A 16,046-nucleotide genomic window follows, 5' to 3' on the forward strand; every position below is an offset into this window, starting at 1 on the left:
TCCCGTGACTGACAGCACTGACGCCGTTGTTGGCGAGGCGCAGGAGGGGAGCGCAGGCCAGTGCCCGGTCGCGCACGGACGCGCCCCGCACCCGACCGAGGGCGGCGGAAACCGCCAGTGGTGGCCGAACCGGCTCAACGTGAAGATCCTCGCGAAAAACCCGCCGGTGGCCAACCCGCTGGGCGAGGAGTTCAACTACGCCGAGGCGTTCAAGGCCCTCGACCTGCCCGCCGTCAAGCGGGACATCGAAGCGGTGCTGACGACCTCGCAGGACTGGTGGCCGGCCGACTTCGGGCACTACGGTCCGTTGATCATCCGGATGGCGTGGCACAGCGCGGGCACGTACCGCATCAGCGACGGCCGCGGTGGCGCCGGCGCCGGTCAGCAGCGCTTCGCTCCCCTGAACAGCTGGCCGGACAACGTCAACCTCGACAAGGCGCGCCGCCTGCTGTGGCCGGTCAAGAAGAAGTACGGCCAGAACATCTCGTGGGCCGACTTGCTGATCCTGGCCGGTAACGTCGCCCTGGAGTCGATGGGCTTCAAGACCTTCGGCTTCGCCGGTGGTCGCGAGGACGTCTGGGAGCCCGACGAGGACGTGTACTGGGGCCCCGAGACCACGTGGCTCGGCGACAAGCGCTACACCGGTGACCGGGACCTCGAAAAGCCGCTGGCGGCGGTCCAGATGGGCCTCATCTACGTCAACCCGGAGGGCCCGAACGGCAACCCGGACCCGATCGCCGCGGCCCGCGACATTCGCGAGACGTTCGGCCGCATGGCGATGAACGACGAGGAAACGGTCGCGCTGATCGCCGGTGGTCACACCTTCGGTAAGACCCACGGCGCGGCGCCCGACAGCAACCTCGCGGCCGACCCCGAGGCCGCCCCGCTGGAGGAGCAGGGCCTGGGCTGGAAGAACTCCTTCGGCACCGGCAGCGGAGCGGACACCATCACCAGCGGTCTCGAGGTCACCTGGACCTCGACGCCGACGAGGTGGAGCACCAACTTCCTCTGGAACCTCTTCAGCTTCGAGTGGGAGCTGACCGAAAGCCCGGCCGGCGCGAAGCAGTGGAAGCCGAAGGGCGGTGCGGGTGAAGGCACGGTGCCGCACGCCCACGACTCGTCGAAGCGGATCGCGCCGAACATGCTGACGACCGACCTCGCGCTCCGGTACGACCCGATCTACGAGCCGATCGCGCGGCGGTTCATGGAGAACCCCGACGAGTTCGCGGACGCCTTCGCCCGGGCGTGGTTCAAGCTGACCCACCGCGACCTGGGGCCGAAGTCGCTCTACCTCGGCCCGGAGGTGCCGGAGGAGACCCTGCTGTGGCAGGACCCGCTCCCGGCGATCGTCGACGAGCTCGTCGGTGCCGAGGACATCGCCGACCTGAAGGCCAAGATCCTCGACTCGGGTCTGGACGTCTCGCAGCTGGTCTCCGCGGCGTGGGCGTCGGCCTCGACGTTCCGCGGCAGCGACAAGCGCGGTGGCGCCAACGGCGCGCGGATCCGCCTGGAGCCGCAGAAGAATTGGGAAGTCAACAACCCCGACCAGCTGGCGAGGGTGCTGAGCACCCTGGAGGGCATCCAGGAGTCCTTCAACGCCGCCCAGACCGGGGGCAAGAAGGTCTCGCTTGCCGACCTGATCGTGCTCGGCGGGTGCGCGGCCGTCGAGCAGGCCGCCAAGGCCGCCGGCCACGAGGTCGAGGTGCCGTTCACGCCGGGCCGCGTAGACGCCTCGTCGGAGCAGACCGACGCGGAGTCCTTCGCCGCGCTGGAGCCCGCCGCGGACGGGTTCCGCAACTACCTGGGCAAGGGCAGCCGGCTCCCGGCCGAGTACCTGCTGCTGGACAAGGCGAACCTGCTCACGCTGAGCGCGCCGGAGACGACCGTCCTCGTCGGTGGTCTGCGGGTCCTCGGCGCGAACTACGATTCCTCGGAGCTCGGCGTCCTCACCGACACCCCGGGGAAGCTGACCAACGACTTCTTCGTGAACCTGCTCGACCTGGGCACCACGTGGAAATCGACGTCGGAGGACGCGCAGACCTTCGAGGCACGCGACGCCTCGGGCGAGGTCAAGTGGACCGGCAGCCGCGCCGACCTCGTCTTCGGCTCGAACTCGGAGCTGCGGGCGCTCGCCGAGGTTTATGCGAGCGACGACGCGAAGGAGAAGTTCGTGCGCGACTTCGTCGCGGCATGGGACAAGGTGATGAACCTCGACCGGTTCGACCTCGTCTGATCCCGACGTGCAGGTCGGCCCGCACCGAGCGGGCCGCGCGCAATCAGCCGTGAGGGCTGGCGAGACCCCGTCCGGTGACTTATCCGAGGGCGGGGTCTCGCCATTTTGGTATTTCCGTTCGCCAGTTCCGCTGAATGCTGCCGTTTCACAATTCGGGCAGGACTCGGATGTTGTCCAGGAGGTCTGAATGAGCGACGCGGTCGTTTCCCGCGAACGTTTGCCGATTCCAGATGCGGTTGGCACCCCGGCCACGTCCGTGGACGTGCGCGATCAGGAGCCTCAGTTCGAACCCATTCAGCCGGTGTGACCTCCGGAAACAGCGCCGAACGTGGTGGTCGTGCTCATCGACGACATGGGTTTCGGCGCTCCCAGCGCGTTCGGCGGGCCATGCCGGATGCCGACCGCCGAACGGCTCGCCGACGGCGGGTTGCGCTACAGCCGCTTCCACGTCACCACGATCTGCTCGCCGACTCGGCAGGCGCTGCTGACCGGGCGCAACCACCATTCGGTGGGCATGGGGGTCACCACCGAGATGGCGTCAAGAACCGCTCGCACAGCGTGACCGCCCAGGTCGAGACCGGCGACAGCGCTGCGGCGGACGTGATCATCGCGCAAGCTGGCCGTTTCGGCGGCTGGTCGGTGTACTTCCACGAGGGGCGGCTCTGCTACGCCTACAACTACTTCGGCTTGGAGGTGCACGCGGCGCGGGCACGCGTTCCGCCGGCGGGCGGGCGCCACGAGATCCGGATGGAGTTCTCGTACCACGGCGGCGGCGTCGGCAGGGCGGTGACGTGGCGCTGCACGTTGACGGTGAACAGGTCGGCGAGGTCGTGGTCCCGAAAACGATCCCGTACTACTTCGCTTTCGACGAGACCTTCGACATCGGCGTCGACCGTGCCACACCGGTCACCGACGACTACCCGGTGGGGGATAACGCGTTCACCGGCAAGCTGCACTGGGTCCGCGTCGATCTGGGCGACGACCTGCACAACGACGCGGACGCGGACCACGACCGCGCTCGGTTCAAGGCCAGCCACGACTGAGCGGACCTGCTGCGCGCCGTCGGCGGCAGTCGTCAGTTGCCGGTCGAGCACCGATCGCTGACTTCCTCGCCTGCTGGGGAGTCATTCTTCGTCGAGGAGGCGGAGGACGAGACCGGGGTGCGGCTTGGGGCCGAACGAGGTCGACTTGCGCGGCAGCCTCAAGCCCGCCCCGGCGGCGTTCTGGAGATCCGCCTGCCGTGGTGGCGCGACCAGCACGGCGATGCCACCGAACTCCTGGACCTGGCGCGCGGCCTTGGTGGGGCTGGCCTCGTAGAGGATGTCCTCGGGCGAGTCCGGTACGCGCCAAAGCGTTTCGATCACAGCTGCGTGCAGGACGGTGAGCTGCATCCGGCGAAGTGCCTCTGGAACCCGGCGCAGTTCTTCGGCCACGAACGCCTGGTGCGGGTCGGTCAGCAGGAACGCCTCGTGCCCGGTCACCACCACGAAGGCGATTGCGTGCTGGGCGTTCTGCCGGAGCACGCGCAACCATTCGGTGAGGCCGCCCCGCAACCTGGCTACCCGGAATCGGGTCGCCGCCGAGTTCAGGGCTGCTGTCGGATTGACGTGCGGCAGGACGCGGTGGACCGGGGAAAGCGCCATCGGGCTGCGCTGGACGTCGACGAGCAAACCGGAGATGTAGTCCCACGGGCCCGTGCCGCGACCTTCGGCGTGGAGGTAGCGGCGGAGCTGCCGGGCCGCGACCCAACGATGGTGCCCGTCGGCGAGGAAGGCCGGGATGCGGCTGAGCTCGGCCGTGATGTCAGCGTGCGCCGCTTGGTCGGTCATGCGCCACAACCGGTGCCGTTGTCCGTCCGAGGCGAGGACTTCCGACGCCGGCGTGCGCCGGGTCGCTGCATCGAGGTGGGCTGCGGTGCGCCCACCGCCCGAGTAGCCCAGCAGCAAGGGCTCGAGGTTCAGCCGACCGACCTCCAGGACCCGGCCAATACCGTTGGCGCGACTGGCAATGACATCCTCGTGCGGCAACAGGCGGCTGTCCAGGTGGACGGCAGCGAGCAGCCCGCGCTGGGACCCGCGCGGGCCGGTCTGTTCGTAGGCGTACAGAGCGCGGGCGGGCTCGCGCACCAGCGCGCCGCTTCGCTGCCAGGACCGCAGGACGCTCGCTGCTTCCTCAGCCGACCCGTCCCAGGCGCCGGCATGTTGATCCCAGGGCGTGGCGTAGCGCCCGGCCAGATCACGCAGGCGCTCGGGCGCGACGCGCCAACCGCGGAAGGGTGCTAAGCCGACCCCGCTGATGCTGGGGCTGGCAGGGTCGATCGCGGCTACTTGCAACTGGGTCGTCTCCTCGGCGTCCGCTTCTTCGTCGAGCTCGGCATCGTCAGCGGAATTCTCCCTATGCGCCGGGAAGAACGCGAACAGGCCCGCGATCCCGCAGGCGGCGGCCATTCACCCGCCAGCCGGGTGAGACCCGGAGGGCGCAGAAGGCCGCTGGTGCAGGGCGTCGACGAGCCGGTCGTTGTGGACGAAGCGGGCCATCGGCCCCGTGCTGGACACACTGGTCCGGGGATGGCGGGCCGTGCTGAGCGCAGAGCCCCGGCCCCAGTCGGCAGGCGAGGAGCCGCACACCAGAGCCGACTGGCCTGCTGCGCCGACCGCGTCCTGAGCTCGACCGGGTCTTCGCGAATGGCAAACCCCGACCGAAGAAGCAGCAACCCCGGAGCCGATTCCTGCCGGTTTGTCCGTACAGGCCGAACCGGACGCAGTTCGGGGCTCCGGGGTCGGGTAGCTGCCTGGTATTCGCCGACCGCATGCCCGCGCCGAATCCCGCAGGATCAGACGACACGGGTCGGCTGGAGTGCCGTGGGCGGTCCTAGCGGACAGCCACCTCACAAGTCCTGTTGGTATTCAACGTTGGACCACCTCCCTTCCTGTGTACCGAGGAGGCTAGGGTGCGGCGTGCCATTCGGGCAACTGGTTTTCTTCGCAACGGATTCACCTCCGACCAAGTCCCCAGCGCCCATCGCGCTGGCCCTGGCCATCGCGCTCGCGCTGTCGCACGGAGCGGTTTTCGCGCTGTCTGATCTGTCGGGACTCAACCGGAGCCGACCGTATCGTCTGTCCACTCGTCCAGGCGCGATCCGACGTGGCCGGGGAAGTCCTCGAGGGCGTCCAGGCGCCGACGGATTTCCGCTCGGACGACGAGCAGTTCGCGGTGGTGCCGCGACACGAGGTCCCAGCACTGCTGTTCGAGCGCGTGGTTCATGCAGAGCTCGGCGAGTTTGGCGCGACGATCAAGTTCGTCTAGGAGGCAGGAAGCCAGTGATGCGGTGTGGGAGCGCTGGGTGAGCTGGGACATGGTCACACCCCGATTCGTCGGCGGATGCCTGGTGGGTCGAACTGCTTCGGTCGCGCTATCCACTGTGACGTCCGGCACCGGAGCCAGGTACGGGGTGAACTACTCATGCTGCCCTCGCATTTGGCCTGAGTAGTGCGCGGAGCTAGCGGACGGACGGCGGCCGGATGTGACCGTGAGCTCGCACCAGGTAGCACGAGGGTCTGGATCGGGCCAGGAGGTGTCCCGCTTCAGGGGGAGAGGCCGCCGGTGCAATTGCGGAGCACGCTGCAACAGCGGGTGCGATCACGACGTCGCCATCGGGGCCCTGGTCCTCGCCGCGGTCGTGGTGGACCGCGTGGTGAGGAGGAAGAGCTGATGGTACCCACGCTTTGCGCCTGCGGCCTGGTCAAGTGCTACGGCTGGGTGACCGCTATCGACGGCGCCGACTTCGAGGTCGTCCCCGGCGAGGTGCTGGCCGTCGTCGGCGACAACGGCGTCGGCAAACGGGGGCGGGGGGAGTGGCGGTGAGTGTCGCTTTCTCGGTTGGGCTTTTTGCGTTGCGGGCTGGTGCCGGGGTTGGGGCTTGTGGGGGTTTGGTTGTGGGTGGCCATCCCCGTGGCGGGTGGCGTGTGGGGGGTTCGGGGTTCGTCTCGGTCGGGCATTCGCCTTGGGGTATGGGTGGTGGTGATCGCTGCGTTCCGAGGTGGCCCGTGCGCGGTTTTCGGGGCTATAGCGCCCGAAACCGCTCACGACACTCGTGCTGGTGGTCTGGTGGTCTGGTGGTCTGGTGGTCTGGTGGTCTGGTGGTCTGGTGGTGGGTGGCGCCTCGGCGCCTCGGCGTGCCCTGGTTTTCGTTGCAGTGTCGTGGCTTCCGGTGTTTTCGCTTCTGCGCGGGTTGGGTTTATGGGTTTCGGGCCGGGTGTTTCACCTGATCAAGCGACCATAAAAGGCGTGCGAACGGGTGTTCTATTGCGGGAGAATATTTGGTATCGGGTTGGAGCGCGCGCGGGTGATCGTCGACGGGGTCCGTCGCCTGCCGGAGTATGCCCGCTGCCATCAGGTCGGTGAGGTCGAATCGACCCTGGCCGGGTATGCGCGGATGATGACGCCTCGTGAGCTGGAGAAACTTGCCGGGCGCATCCGCTATCTGCTGGACCAGGACGGCGCCTACGACGACGAGGAAGACCAGCATGTGTAGCGGGAGCTGCACTACACCGTTGCCCGGGACGGGATGACGGTCATCAAAGCCCGCCTCGACCGCGAGACCGGGGCGAAGTTCGCCGCGCTGATGCAGCTCCTGGCCGCTCCCCGTCCGGAGACCGGCGCCTTCACCGGCGAGCCGCTGCCGGTGGACCCGGCAGCGAACGCCGAAAGCTTGGGCATGCAGCTGCTGCGGACCTCCACAGTGGACCAGCTGCGCAACGCACGTCCACCCGCTGGCGCCAGGGTCCGGTGGTTACCTTGTGGTTGCCGACCGGCCGACCGCATTCCCGTGGGAAGATCGCCGAAAACTTTAGGTCCGGAATCGGGGCGGCGTGATGATGTATGCGATGCCGCCGGAAGCGTCGACCACCGCTCCGGTGGCGTCCCGGCGCTTCGTGCGCAGCCAGACGTTCTCGAACTGGGCGCGAGGGTAGATGTTGCGCACGGCCGCGTCGTCGGACGAAGCCGGATCGTTGGCGATGACGTCCCCGTTCGTGGTGAAGCCGACGATGACCATGAGGTGGCCGTCGGTGTCGTATCCCGCGCCGTTGAGTTCGTTGGCGGCGAACGACTGCGATGTGATCAAGGGGATTCCGCTGCGGAGGTAGCGTTCCGCGTCGGCCAGCGAGTTCAGGCGGGTGATGTGCGCTTCCAAGCCGTGGGTGGCGGCGTAGGCGGCGTTGAACGACCAGTTCCCGGTGCCGTCGTAGGCGTAGTCGAACGTCTGGCGTGCGGCGTGATCGACGGCGGGATCCGGGTGTGGTGGACCGATCCAGGCCAGGTCCTGCTCGGGTGGCCGTTTTCCCCAGTACTCGACGACCATTTCCGTCGATGTGGGGCTGCACCAGGCCTCACCGCCGCCGCCGTACTGCGGGAAGTGTCCGCTGTGGACGTTCTGGGAGTATCGCGGTACTGGGAGTTCGATACCCCATGCCCCGCCGGGGCCGGAGGTGGGAACTCCGAACCGGTCCGGGATCCTCGAGGTCATCGCGCCCAGCATCGACAGCGAGGGCGACGCCGGTGTGCCAACGGCGCGGTAGAGGGTGGCGCGGAGCTGATAGCCGGACAGCGTCGTTCCGGGACTTGTGGTGAAGGTGTCCACGTTGACGGTTCCGTGGATATCGGCTTGCCCGGCGACGCTCGTGCGGTGGATGTCGGCATCGCCTGACGCCCATTCGCCCATGGCGTACCAGCGGGTTCGAGCGCCGGTGTTGGTTCGCCCCCGCATTTCGAGACGCAGCCAGGTGCCGGGCGGTGTCGCCGCGTTCCACGAGGCGACCAACTGGGTGGCCCCGAACCCCGTCGCCTGCAGCGGCGACGTCCACCGCGCGTAGTCGTAGTCGCGCTCCCGCCCATCGGGTGCGGGATATGCAACGGTGCCGATCGGTTCGCCGATCTGGATGCCCGTTCCGCCACTACGCACGCCCTCGGCGGTGCCCGACTGGAAATCGTCGGCGGAGTGCCATTGGTGGTAGTCGATGGCGGACTGTGCCGGAGGATGTGCTGGTTGAGCGCAGGCAGCCATCGTCAGCGCCAGTGCGCCGATGATTCCGGTGAGGGCGCTACGGTGAATCGATCTGGAAGTGCGCATGCCGACCTCTCATCGGCCTCGCCGCCGGACGGCGGTCCTTCTCGATTGGTTCGGAGTATAGGTTTCCGCGGCTTCACCGGCGATTTGACGCCCCCGCGTGCACCGAGAATAGGGCTACGAGCGCGGATCGCCGCCCCGTCGCGACCGGTCTGACAGGGACACGGTGTGGCGGTGGTCAGGCGGTGATCTGCTGGGTTGGGGCGTCCGGGGCGGTCAGGCTCGCGCTGATGGTCCGCCGCAGGTTCCGGTGCGCGTTGTTGATCTCGTGGCGCAGACCCAAGATCTGCTTGGTCAGCGCGTCGCCGTCGGAGAGCGTGTTCGTTTCGACGGCGCGCAGGAGCACGCCGAGGTGGCCGTGCAGGCGTTGGTGCACGTCGACGAACGTGACGAACTGCTGCTGCACTTCCAGGGGTGGAGATGTGCGTGCGACCGCCTTGATCATCGTTTCCTGCCAACGCCGGGCGGTTTGCCGGTAGTACCGTTCGGCGGCAACGCGGTGGTGCGGGGCCACGTGGGGGTCCAGGGCGCTGCGGATCAGCTCCTGGCTGGTGTCGACGAGCTCTCTGGCAGCCGTAGTCACCGAGTACGCCCATTCCCACTGTTCCGTCTGCGTGGTGGCCCGGCGCTCCTGCCGCGCCTCGTCGAGCTGGCCGCTGGCCAGCTTGACCTGTTCCCAAGCGCGTTCGGCCTGTGCTTGTGCGGTTCGGGCCGCCCCTGCGGCCTTCGCGGCGTGGCTTTCGGCGGCGTCCGCCAAGCGGCGGAGAGTTTCCGCTCGTTCTATTGCTTGGCGGGCCGCGAGGCGGGCCAGCCAGAGCTGCCAGCCGGCGAGCCCGACGGCCACGATCGCCAGGCCCGCGCAGATCCACGTGGCCAGCTCAGCTATCCGCATGAGCCCAGACCCTGGCACACCTGCGCCGACCGCTGAGCCCGCTGAGTGAAATCTCACGGTAGTTCACGCGGTGTGCGGCTTGACTTGCCCAGCGTGCTATGTCCGCTGCGGCCGTCCAGTCGACCGCCCACCTGATCGCGAGAAAAAAAGGGGGGCACGCGCTCTTTTTTTGGGGGGATCATTCCAGTGCGGACCCGGTGTTGATCGCGACGATCTTGGGTTCGGTGAGTTGCTCCACCGCTGACTCGATGCCCTCCCTGCCGATGCCCGAGCGTTTGAAACCGCCGAAGGGCATGGCGTCGATGCGGAAGTCGGGGCTGGAATTGATCATTACGGCACCGACGGTCAGCGCGTTGGCGATCGTCATGGCGCGCCGGATGTCGTGAGTGAAGACACCGGCGTGCAGTCCGGTGTCCACGCCGTTCGCGGAGTTGATCGCCGCCGTCAGGTCGGAGAAGGGTTCAAGCAGGACGACCGGGCCGAAGATCTCTTCGTTCCGGAGCGCGGCATCCGCCGGGACGTCGGTGAGGACGGCGGGCGTCACGAAGGTGCCGCGTCGTCGTCCACCGGTGTGCAGGATCGCTCCGGCCGCCACGGCCTCGCCGATCCAGCGCTCGACGCGCTTGGCCTCGGTTTTGCTGACGAGGGGACCGATGTTCGTGGCTCGATCTTTCTTGCTGCCGACCACCAGCGCCTCCGCTGCGTCGACGACGCGCCGGAGAATCTCGCCGTAGCGGATGGCGTCGACGAAAACACGTTGCACTGAAAGGCAACCGGCGTGGCGACGGCACTCGTGGTGTCGCTCGTTGTCGTGGTCATCGAGTCCCGGCCCCCTCGGCTGCGAGCGCGCTGCGCGCTTCGTTCCAGCGGTGGCACCGCACTTGGTGGCCTGGCCCGATTTCCCGGGGTTCGGGAGCTTGTGAGCGGCATCGGTCGGTCGCGATCGGACATCGGGGGTGGAAGCGGCATCCCGCCGGGACGTGGACGGACGAGGGTGGCTCGCCCATCGCCGCGGCGGTGGCCTCCACCAGCGTGGATTCCCCCGCGGACGCGAGCAGCGCCAGCGTGTACGGGTGGCAGGACTTCCGGAAGAGGTCTTCGCGGCCGGCGACTTCGACGATCTGGCCGAGGTACATGACCGCTACGCGGTTGCCGATGAACCGCACGACGCGCAGGTCGTGCGAGATCATCACCATCGTGAGCTGGTGTTCGCGGTGCAGGCGGTGCAGCAGGTTCAGGATCCTCGCCTGCACCGAAGCGTCGAGCGCCGAGGTCGGCTCGTCGCAGATGAGCAGCTTCGGTCGCAGCAGCAACGCGCGGGCGATGACCACGCGCTGCAACTGCCCACCGGAGCACTCGCGCGGATAGCGGTTCAGGTAGCCGTCGTCCAGTCCGACCTCGGCGAGGGCTTCGGAAACCGCCTGAACGCGCTGGTGCTTGGTCCCGATCCCGTGTTGCGCGAGCACGGCCGTGAGGCTTTCGCCGATGGTCATGCGCGGGTCCATCGCGGCATGCGGGTCTTGGAAGACCAACTGCGCGGTGCGCGTCAGCAGCTTGCGTTCCGCGCGGCGCAACTGGCTGATCTCCATGCCGTCGACTGGAAGAGCGCTCCGATGCGGCCGCCGCGGATGGAGTTCATCTCCTTGTCCGTGGCGCGCAGCAGGTCCTGGCCGGCCAGCGCCATGCCGTCGGCGCTGGCGGTCAGCGGCGTCGGGAGCAGGCGGATGAGCGACATCGCGGTCATGCTCTTGCCGGAGCCCGATTCGCCGACGACGGCCAGGACTTCACCTTCCCCGATGGACAGCGAAACGCCATCGAGGATCCGCGCGCCCGAAGGGGATTCGACCGAGAGGTTGTCCACTGTGAGCAGTTCAGTCATGTCCGCCTCCCCGGTTCGGGCGGCAACTGGGTGTCGATGTGGTGGCGCAAGGTGATCATCGCGTCGCCGAAGTGCCTGTCCAAGGCGTCCAGCAGCGCCTGGCGGTCGCCGGAGCTGAGCAGCTTGAGGAGTTCCCGGTGCTCGTCGACCAGGTCGGTGTGCCCCTTGTAGGTGCCGAGCATCAGGTTGAGGCCGAGCCGGGTCTGGTCGGCCAGCGAGGCGTACATCAGGGAGAGACGTTCGCTCCTCGCGGCGTTGACGAGGTGCTGGTGGAACCGGAGGTCGGCGGCCGACACGTGATCCCAGTCCTCGTTGTCCACCGCCTGCGCGAGCTGTTCCACCGCCTGTTCCAGGTTCGCGATGAGCGTGGCGGGCGCCCCGCGCGCGGTCAACCGCTGCAGCGCGGCGCGTTCGACGGCTGCGCGGGCGAAGTACAGGTCGTCCAGATCGTCGGCGATCAGCACCCGCACGGCGATGCCCTTGTGCGGTGTGCTGGTCAGCAGCCCTTCCTGCACCAGCCGTTGCAGCGCCTCGCGAACGGGTCCGCGGCTGGTTGCGAAGCGCGCGGCCAGCTCGCCCTCGTTGAACTGCGTTCCGGGCGGGTAGGCGCCCGCGACGATCCGCTCCCGGATCTGCGACGTGACTACGGCGGCCAGCGTGGGTTTCGGGACACGCGGCTCGGGTTTGCGTTTGGGCGAGCTCACGGCTGCTCCTCGGGTCTGTTGCGGCTGCTCCGCCGGGCGTTGATGCCCTGACCTATCAATGTGATGCTCAGCGCGGTCACGAAGATGGCCAGGCCTGGGTAGATCACCAGCCAGGAAGCGCGGGTCAGGTAGGGCTGCCCGTCTGCGAGCATGGAACCCCAGTCGGCATCCGGGGGCTGCACGCCGAGGCCGAGGAAGGACAGCGCGCCCACGGTGATCAGCTTGTGGCCGAAGCGGCTCGCGGCGTGTGCCAGCAGCGGGCCGAGCACGTTCGGCAGCACGTGGCGGAACATGATGAACGGTTTCGAGCAACCGAGCGCCCGCGCCGCCTCTACGAAGTCCCGCGCGGACACCTCCACGGCAAGCCCGCGGGCGAGCCGGGCGAACGGGGTCCAGCCGCTGATCACCAGCGCAAGCACCAGGGTCAGGTAGTTGGTCCCCAGCACCGACACCAGGAACATCGCGACGATGACCTCGGGGAAGGCCAGCAGCACGTCCGTGACGCGCATGACGAACTCGTCGAGCACGCCGCCGCGCCGCGCGCACACGATACCGATCAACGTGCCGGTCACCGCCGAGATGGCGAGCGTGATCGCCGCGATCGACACCGAGAACCGGCCGCCGTCCAGCAGCCGGCTGGGGTACGGATGTGCATCGGGCAGTTGGACGGCAGTGCCGCTGTGTTGACCGGGGGTCTAGGCACGGCTGCTGCGGTCGTCGCGGCCGTCATGGGCGGTCTGCTCGTGGCGGTGGTGACGGTGAGCGTCGCGCGGACGCTGGTCATCACACGTGCGCGCCCCGGCGGTCTCACCTCGCCCAACGCACCGAACGCGGAATCGCCCTTGAAGCACTCGGCGGTATCCGCGAGCGGGTCACGGTTCGACGCGACCAGCGGGCCACGCAATCCTCCTGGCCGTTTGCCCGGCTCGGGGGACTACGTCGCCTACAGAGCCCGGCGTGTAGGTGTTCCCGTGATCGAGGTGGACGCGCACTACAGCTCGCAGCACTGCCCGCTGTGTGGTCACACCGATCGGGCCAACAGGCCCGCACACCGATCGGGCCAACAGGCCCGATCGGGACTTTTTCTCGTGTCGTCGGTGTGGTCTCGCTGGACCCGCTGACGTCGTCGCCGGGGTCAACGTGCGCGACCGCGCACGCTCGGCGTGGGTATTTGTCAACATGCCCGATCCCACCGGTTAGATGCTTGATTCCGTGAAGATCACGTGAAGGGAGGGGTCGGTGAGTGGGTAGCGGAGAAGGGTGTTTCAAGATCAATGTGTGAATAAAGAACTAAACACCCTCCTGACCGCACTCTACGTGCTCGTCGACGACCACGTTGTTCCCGCCCGCACAGGGACTCGGACGCTGGCGACGACCGGAGCCGCCCATCGAGCATCCGCCCAGGACGACCTGCGGCAGCTCCAACCGGTCCAGCAGGGCCAGGATGTCGGCGGCCGGACTTTCCGCTACCAATCCCACGCGCCGCCGCGGCGAAGGTCGCCACCTGGCCGTGAGTGGTTTTGGGTGCCATAGCACCGAAAACCGCTCACGGACCTTTGTCCTGCACCACGCACACCCAACCATCCGATGTGGACACCGCACGACCAGCTGCCCAAGACGTCGCGACCGCTTCCGTGGAGATCATGTGAAGTGGCCCCGAGTCGAGGGCATGAGCGGAGGACCCGTCTCATCACAGCCAGCGGTGAGACGGGAGCGCAAGCAAAGCCCCTACGGACCGAGCCGCTAAAAAGCTCGGTCCTTACCGGCCGAGTTGTTTACCAGCTCCTGGTTGAACTCGCCGCCCATCTGGTGGTGGGGCCTGCGACCCGGGACGGGCCTCAGCCCCCGGGAGTCGGTTGGAGCCGGCGGCGGGTCGGAGCGCGCCCGGCGGGCTGGCGGGGCGGTGGGTTTTCCGGCGGCGGTGGTATCGGCAAGGTGATTGGCTGGTCTTTTGTGAGCAGGATCGATTGGCCGTGGTGCGAAGTCCGCACCGGCTCACCGTGGCGCAGCGCGTAGATCGCCTCGTCGTGGTGGATGGTGACGCAGATCCGGCTGTCGGCGAAGCACAGCCGGAACGAGATGCGGCTGAGCGCGGGCGGCAGCCGGGGCGCGAAGCTCAGCTCGCCGCCGTGGTCCCGCAACCCGCCGAACCCGGCGACCGCGGCGATCCACGCACCGGCCAGCGCGGCGATGTGCAGTCCCTGGCGCACGTTCTGGTAGATGTCGTGCAAATCCGCCAGGGCCGCCTCGGCGAAGTAGTCATAGGCCAGTTCGAGGTGGCCGACCTCGGCGTTGAGCACCGCCTGCACGGACGAAGACAGCGATGAGTCCCGCACCGTCAGCGCCTCGTAATACGCCACATTCCTTGCCTTCTCTTCCGGGGTGAAGGCGTCCCCGCGCAGAAACATGGCCAGCACCAGGTCCGCTTGCTTGACCACTTGCTTGCGGTAGAGGTCGAAGTACGGGTAGTGCAGCAGCAGCGGGTAGTCCTCCGGGGGTGTGTTCGCGAAGTCCCAGTGGGCGTGCTTGGTGAACCCCTCGGACTGCGAGTGCACCTCGAGCGCGTCGTCGTAAGGCACGACCACCCGGTCGGCGGCGTCCCGCCAGCGGGCCGTCTCCTCCTCGTCCACGCCCAGCCTGCTGGCCAGTTCCGGGTGCAGCTCGCAGTGGGCGGCCGCCTCGTGCAGGTTCCGCTGCGCCATCAGATTGGTGTAGACGTTGTTGTCGACGACGGCCGTGTACTCGTCGGGACCGGTGACCCCGTCGATGCGGAACCGGCCGTGCGCGTCGTGATGTCCCAAGGACGTCCACAGCCGTGCCGTCTCCACCAGCAGTTCCAGCCCGGCGGAGGCCTCGAAGTCCTCGTCCCCGGTGGCCGCGAGGTAGCGGGCCGTGGCGTCGGCGACGTCCGCGTTGATGTGGAACGCCGCCGTACCGGCCGGCCAGTAGCCGGAGCACTCGTCGCCGTTGATCGAGCGCCACGGGAACGCGGCGCCGGCCTGGCCGAGCTGAGCAGCTCGGGTCCGCGCCTTGTCCAATGTGGAGTGACGCCATTGCAGTGCGTTGCAGGCGGCCTCCGGGACGGTGTAGGTCAGCAGCGGCAGCACGAACGACTCGGTGTCCCAGAACGCGTGCCCGTCGTAGCCGGGTCCGGTGAGCCCCTTCGCCGGGATCGCCCTGGTCTCCCCGCGGGCACCGGCCTGCAACACGTGGAACAGCGCGAACCGGACCGCCTGCTGCAGCTCCGCGTCGCCGTCGATCTCCACGTCCGCGGCTTCCCAGAAGTCGTCCAGGTAGGCGCGTTGCTCGTCGAGCAGACCCTGCCAGCCGCTCTGCCGGGCGCCGGCCAGCGCCGCCTCCACCTGGGCTCGCAGGGCCTGCGGGGACCGCTGGCTGGACCAGCCGTACGCGACGTACTTGGTCAGCGCGAGTTTCTGCCCCTGCGGCACCTCGGCGGCCGCGGTCAGCCGGGCCAGGTCGCTCTCGATCCGGTCCTCCGTCCACATCGGACCGGGTGCGTCCACCTCGTGGTCCATCGCCGCGGCCATGCGCAGGCCGGACCGGCGGGTGTGGTGGCCCAGCACGGCGAAGCTGCCCTCGCCCACGGCGAAGTCCGAGATCAGCGTGCCCTCCAGGACGGCGGCCACCCGAGGATCGTCGACGTCCCGTTCGATCGGTTCGTTGGCCAGCAGTTCGGACTGCACCACCAGCGGCGCAGGCCCGTCCAACGGCTCAACCTCGTAGTGGATCGCGGCGATGGCGCGCTGGGTGAACGAGACCAGGCGCTCCGAGGTGATGCGCACGTGCCGGCCGGTGGGCGAGACCCACTCGGTGTTGCGGCGCAGCGTCCCCGACCGGAAGTCGAGCACGCGCTCGTGGTGCGGGGCCGAGCCGTAGCGCATGTCCACCGGTTCGTCCTCGACCAGCAACCGGATGATCTTGCCGTCCGTCACGTTGACCACGGTCTGCCCGTCCTCCGGGTAGCCGTACCCGGCTTCGGCGTACGGCAGCGGTCGTCGCTCGTAGAAGCCGTTGAGGTACGTACCGGGCAGGCCGCGCGGCTCGCCTTCCTCGAACGAGCCGCGGAAACCGATGTGGCCGTTGGACAGGGCGAAGGTGGATTCGGTGCGGCGCAGGGCGTCCAGGTCCAGCCACCGCCACCGCAGCTCCCACGGGGCCACCTCGTAACCCGGTAGCCGAGGAGTCGTCAC

At 68.3% G+C, this 16,046-nt stretch carries 16 protein-coding genes and 1 pseudogene; 6 read left to right on the plus strand and 11 right to left on the minus strand.

What is annotated here, in order from left to right; genetic code table 11:
• Positions 1-4 precede the first annotated feature (4 nt).
• From katG to ACRXBZ_RS37085, 3 genes are all read left to right on the plus strand, one after another.
• Positions 5-2,233: a catalase/peroxidase HPI gene (katG, locus tag ACRXBZ_RS37075; RefSeq protein ID WP_433883043.1), complete on the plus strand. Its 2,229-nt coding sequence runs from the start codon at positions 5-7 to the stop codon at positions 2,231-2,233.
• Between the two features lie 337 nt (positions 2,234-2,570).
• Positions 2,571-2,795 carry a sulfatase-like hydrolase/transferase gene (locus ACRXBZ_RS37080; protein WP_433883044.1) on the plus strand — a complete coding sequence of 75 codons (225 nt, stop codon included), beginning with the start codon at positions 2,571-2,573 and terminating at the stop codon, positions 2,793-2,795.
• A gap of 229 nt (positions 2,796-3,024) precedes the next feature.
• The gene (locus ACRXBZ_RS37085) at positions 3,025-3,276 is read left to right on the plus strand and encodes a hypothetical protein (protein ID WP_433883045.1); all 252 of its coding nucleotides are present in this window, start codon (positions 3,025-3,027) and stop codon (positions 3,274-3,276) included.
• A gap of 81 nt (positions 3,277-3,357) precedes the next feature.
• Here ACRXBZ_RS37085 and ACRXBZ_RS37090 read toward each other — a convergent pair whose 3' ends face one another.
• Together ACRXBZ_RS37090 and ACRXBZ_RS37095 are read right to left on the minus strand one after the other, a co-directional pair.
• A complete protein-coding gene (locus ACRXBZ_RS37090) occupies positions 3,358-4,680 on the minus strand; it encodes a DUF1015 family protein (protein ID WP_433883046.1) in 1,323 nt (440 codons plus the stop codon).
• Positions 4,681-5,326: 646 nt separating this feature from the next.
• On the minus strand, positions 5,327-5,590 hold the full coding sequence (locus ACRXBZ_RS37095; RefSeq protein ID WP_168588139.1) for a hypothetical protein: 264 nt from the start codon (positions 5,588-5,590) through the stop codon (positions 5,327-5,329).
• Between the two features lie 354 nt (positions 5,591-5,944).
• Between ACRXBZ_RS37095 and ACRXBZ_RS37100 the strand changes: the two are divergent.
• Together ACRXBZ_RS37100 and ACRXBZ_RS37105 are read left to right on the plus strand one after the other, a co-directional pair.
• Positions 5,945-6,073, plus strand: a pseudogene (locus ACRXBZ_RS37100) (sugar ABC transporter ATP-binding protein); the annotation flags it as partial.
• Positions 6,074-6,530: 457 nt separating this feature from the next.
• On the plus strand, positions 6,531-6,767 hold the full coding sequence (locus ACRXBZ_RS37105; protein ID WP_433883047.1) for a DUF222 domain-containing protein: 237 nt from the start codon (positions 6,531-6,533) through the stop codon (positions 6,765-6,767).
• Positions 6,768-7,082: 315 nt separating this feature from the next.
• Here ACRXBZ_RS37105 and ACRXBZ_RS37110 read toward each other — a convergent pair whose 3' ends face one another.
• From ACRXBZ_RS37110 to ACRXBZ_RS37140, 7 genes are all read right to left on the minus strand, one after another.
• Positions 7,083-8,363 carry a C39 family peptidase gene (locus ACRXBZ_RS37110; protein ID WP_433883048.1) on the minus strand — a complete coding sequence of 427 codons (1,281 nt, stop codon included), beginning with the start codon at positions 8,361-8,363 and terminating at the stop codon, positions 7,083-7,085.
• A gap of 175 nt (positions 8,364-8,538) precedes the next feature.
• Positions 8,539-9,252, minus strand: a complete 714-nt coding sequence (locus ACRXBZ_RS37115; protein WP_168588142.1) for a hypothetical protein — start codon at positions 9,250-9,252, stop codon at positions 8,539-8,541.
• A 178-nt stretch (positions 9,253-9,430) separates the two neighbouring features.
• Positions 9,431-10,015 carry an aldehyde dehydrogenase family protein gene (locus ACRXBZ_RS37120; RefSeq protein ID WP_433883049.1) on the minus strand — a complete coding sequence of 195 codons (585 nt, stop codon included), beginning with the start codon at positions 10,013-10,015 and terminating at the stop codon, positions 9,431-9,433.
• Between the two features lie 52 nt (positions 10,016-10,067).
• Positions 10,068-10,826: an oligopeptide/dipeptide ABC transporter ATP-binding protein gene (locus ACRXBZ_RS37125; RefSeq protein WP_433883050.1), complete on the minus strand. Its 759-nt coding sequence runs from the start codon at positions 10,824-10,826 to the stop codon at positions 10,068-10,070.
• Positions 10,799-11,131: an ATP-binding cassette domain-containing protein gene (locus ACRXBZ_RS37130; RefSeq protein WP_433883051.1), complete on the minus strand. Its 333-nt coding sequence runs from the start codon at positions 11,129-11,131 to the stop codon at positions 10,799-10,801. The genes ACRXBZ_RS37125 and ACRXBZ_RS37130 overlap by 28 nt, the downstream gene beginning before the upstream one ends.
• The gene (locus ACRXBZ_RS37135) at positions 11,128-11,835 is read right to left on the minus strand and encodes a GntR family transcriptional regulator (protein ID WP_433883052.1); all 708 of its coding nucleotides are present in this window, start codon (positions 11,833-11,835) and stop codon (positions 11,128-11,130) included. Before ACRXBZ_RS37135 ends, ACRXBZ_RS37130 begins: the two co-directional genes overlap by 4 nt.
• On the minus strand, positions 11,832-12,443 hold the full coding sequence (locus tag ACRXBZ_RS37140) for an ABC transporter permease (protein ID WP_433883053.1): 612 nt from the start codon (positions 12,441-12,443) through the stop codon (positions 11,832-11,834). The genes ACRXBZ_RS37135 and ACRXBZ_RS37140 overlap by 4 nt, the downstream gene beginning before the upstream one ends.
• 120 nt (positions 12,444-12,563) lie before the next feature.
• Between ACRXBZ_RS37140 and ACRXBZ_RS37145 the strand changes: the two genes are divergently transcribed.
• Positions 12,564-12,956 (plus strand): zinc ribbon domain-containing protein, encoded by a 393-nt coding sequence (locus tag ACRXBZ_RS37145; RefSeq protein ID WP_433884090.1) that lies wholly within the window; start codon positions 12,564-12,566, stop codon positions 12,954-12,956.
• 169 nt (positions 12,957-13,125) lie between these two features.
• Here the strand turns inward: ACRXBZ_RS37145 and ACRXBZ_RS37150 are convergent, their stop codons facing one another.
• Together ACRXBZ_RS37150 and ACRXBZ_RS37155 are read right to left on the minus strand one after the other, a co-directional pair.
• A complete protein-coding gene (locus tag ACRXBZ_RS37150; protein WP_433884178.1) occupies positions 13,126-13,314 on the minus strand; it encodes an alpha/beta fold hydrolase in 189 nt (62 codons plus the stop codon).
• Between the two features lie 359 nt (positions 13,315-13,673).
• Positions 13,674-16,046 (minus strand): glycoside hydrolase family 65 protein, encoded by a 2,373-nt coding sequence (locus ACRXBZ_RS37155; RefSeq protein WP_433883054.1) that lies wholly within the window; start codon positions 16,044-16,046, stop codon positions 13,674-13,676.

The organism is Saccharopolyspora hattusasensis (assembly GCF_050972075.1).
In the GTDB taxonomy this organism is placed as follows: Bacteria; Actinomycetota; Actinomycetes; order Mycobacteriales; family Pseudonocardiaceae; genus Saccharopolyspora; species Saccharopolyspora hattusasensis.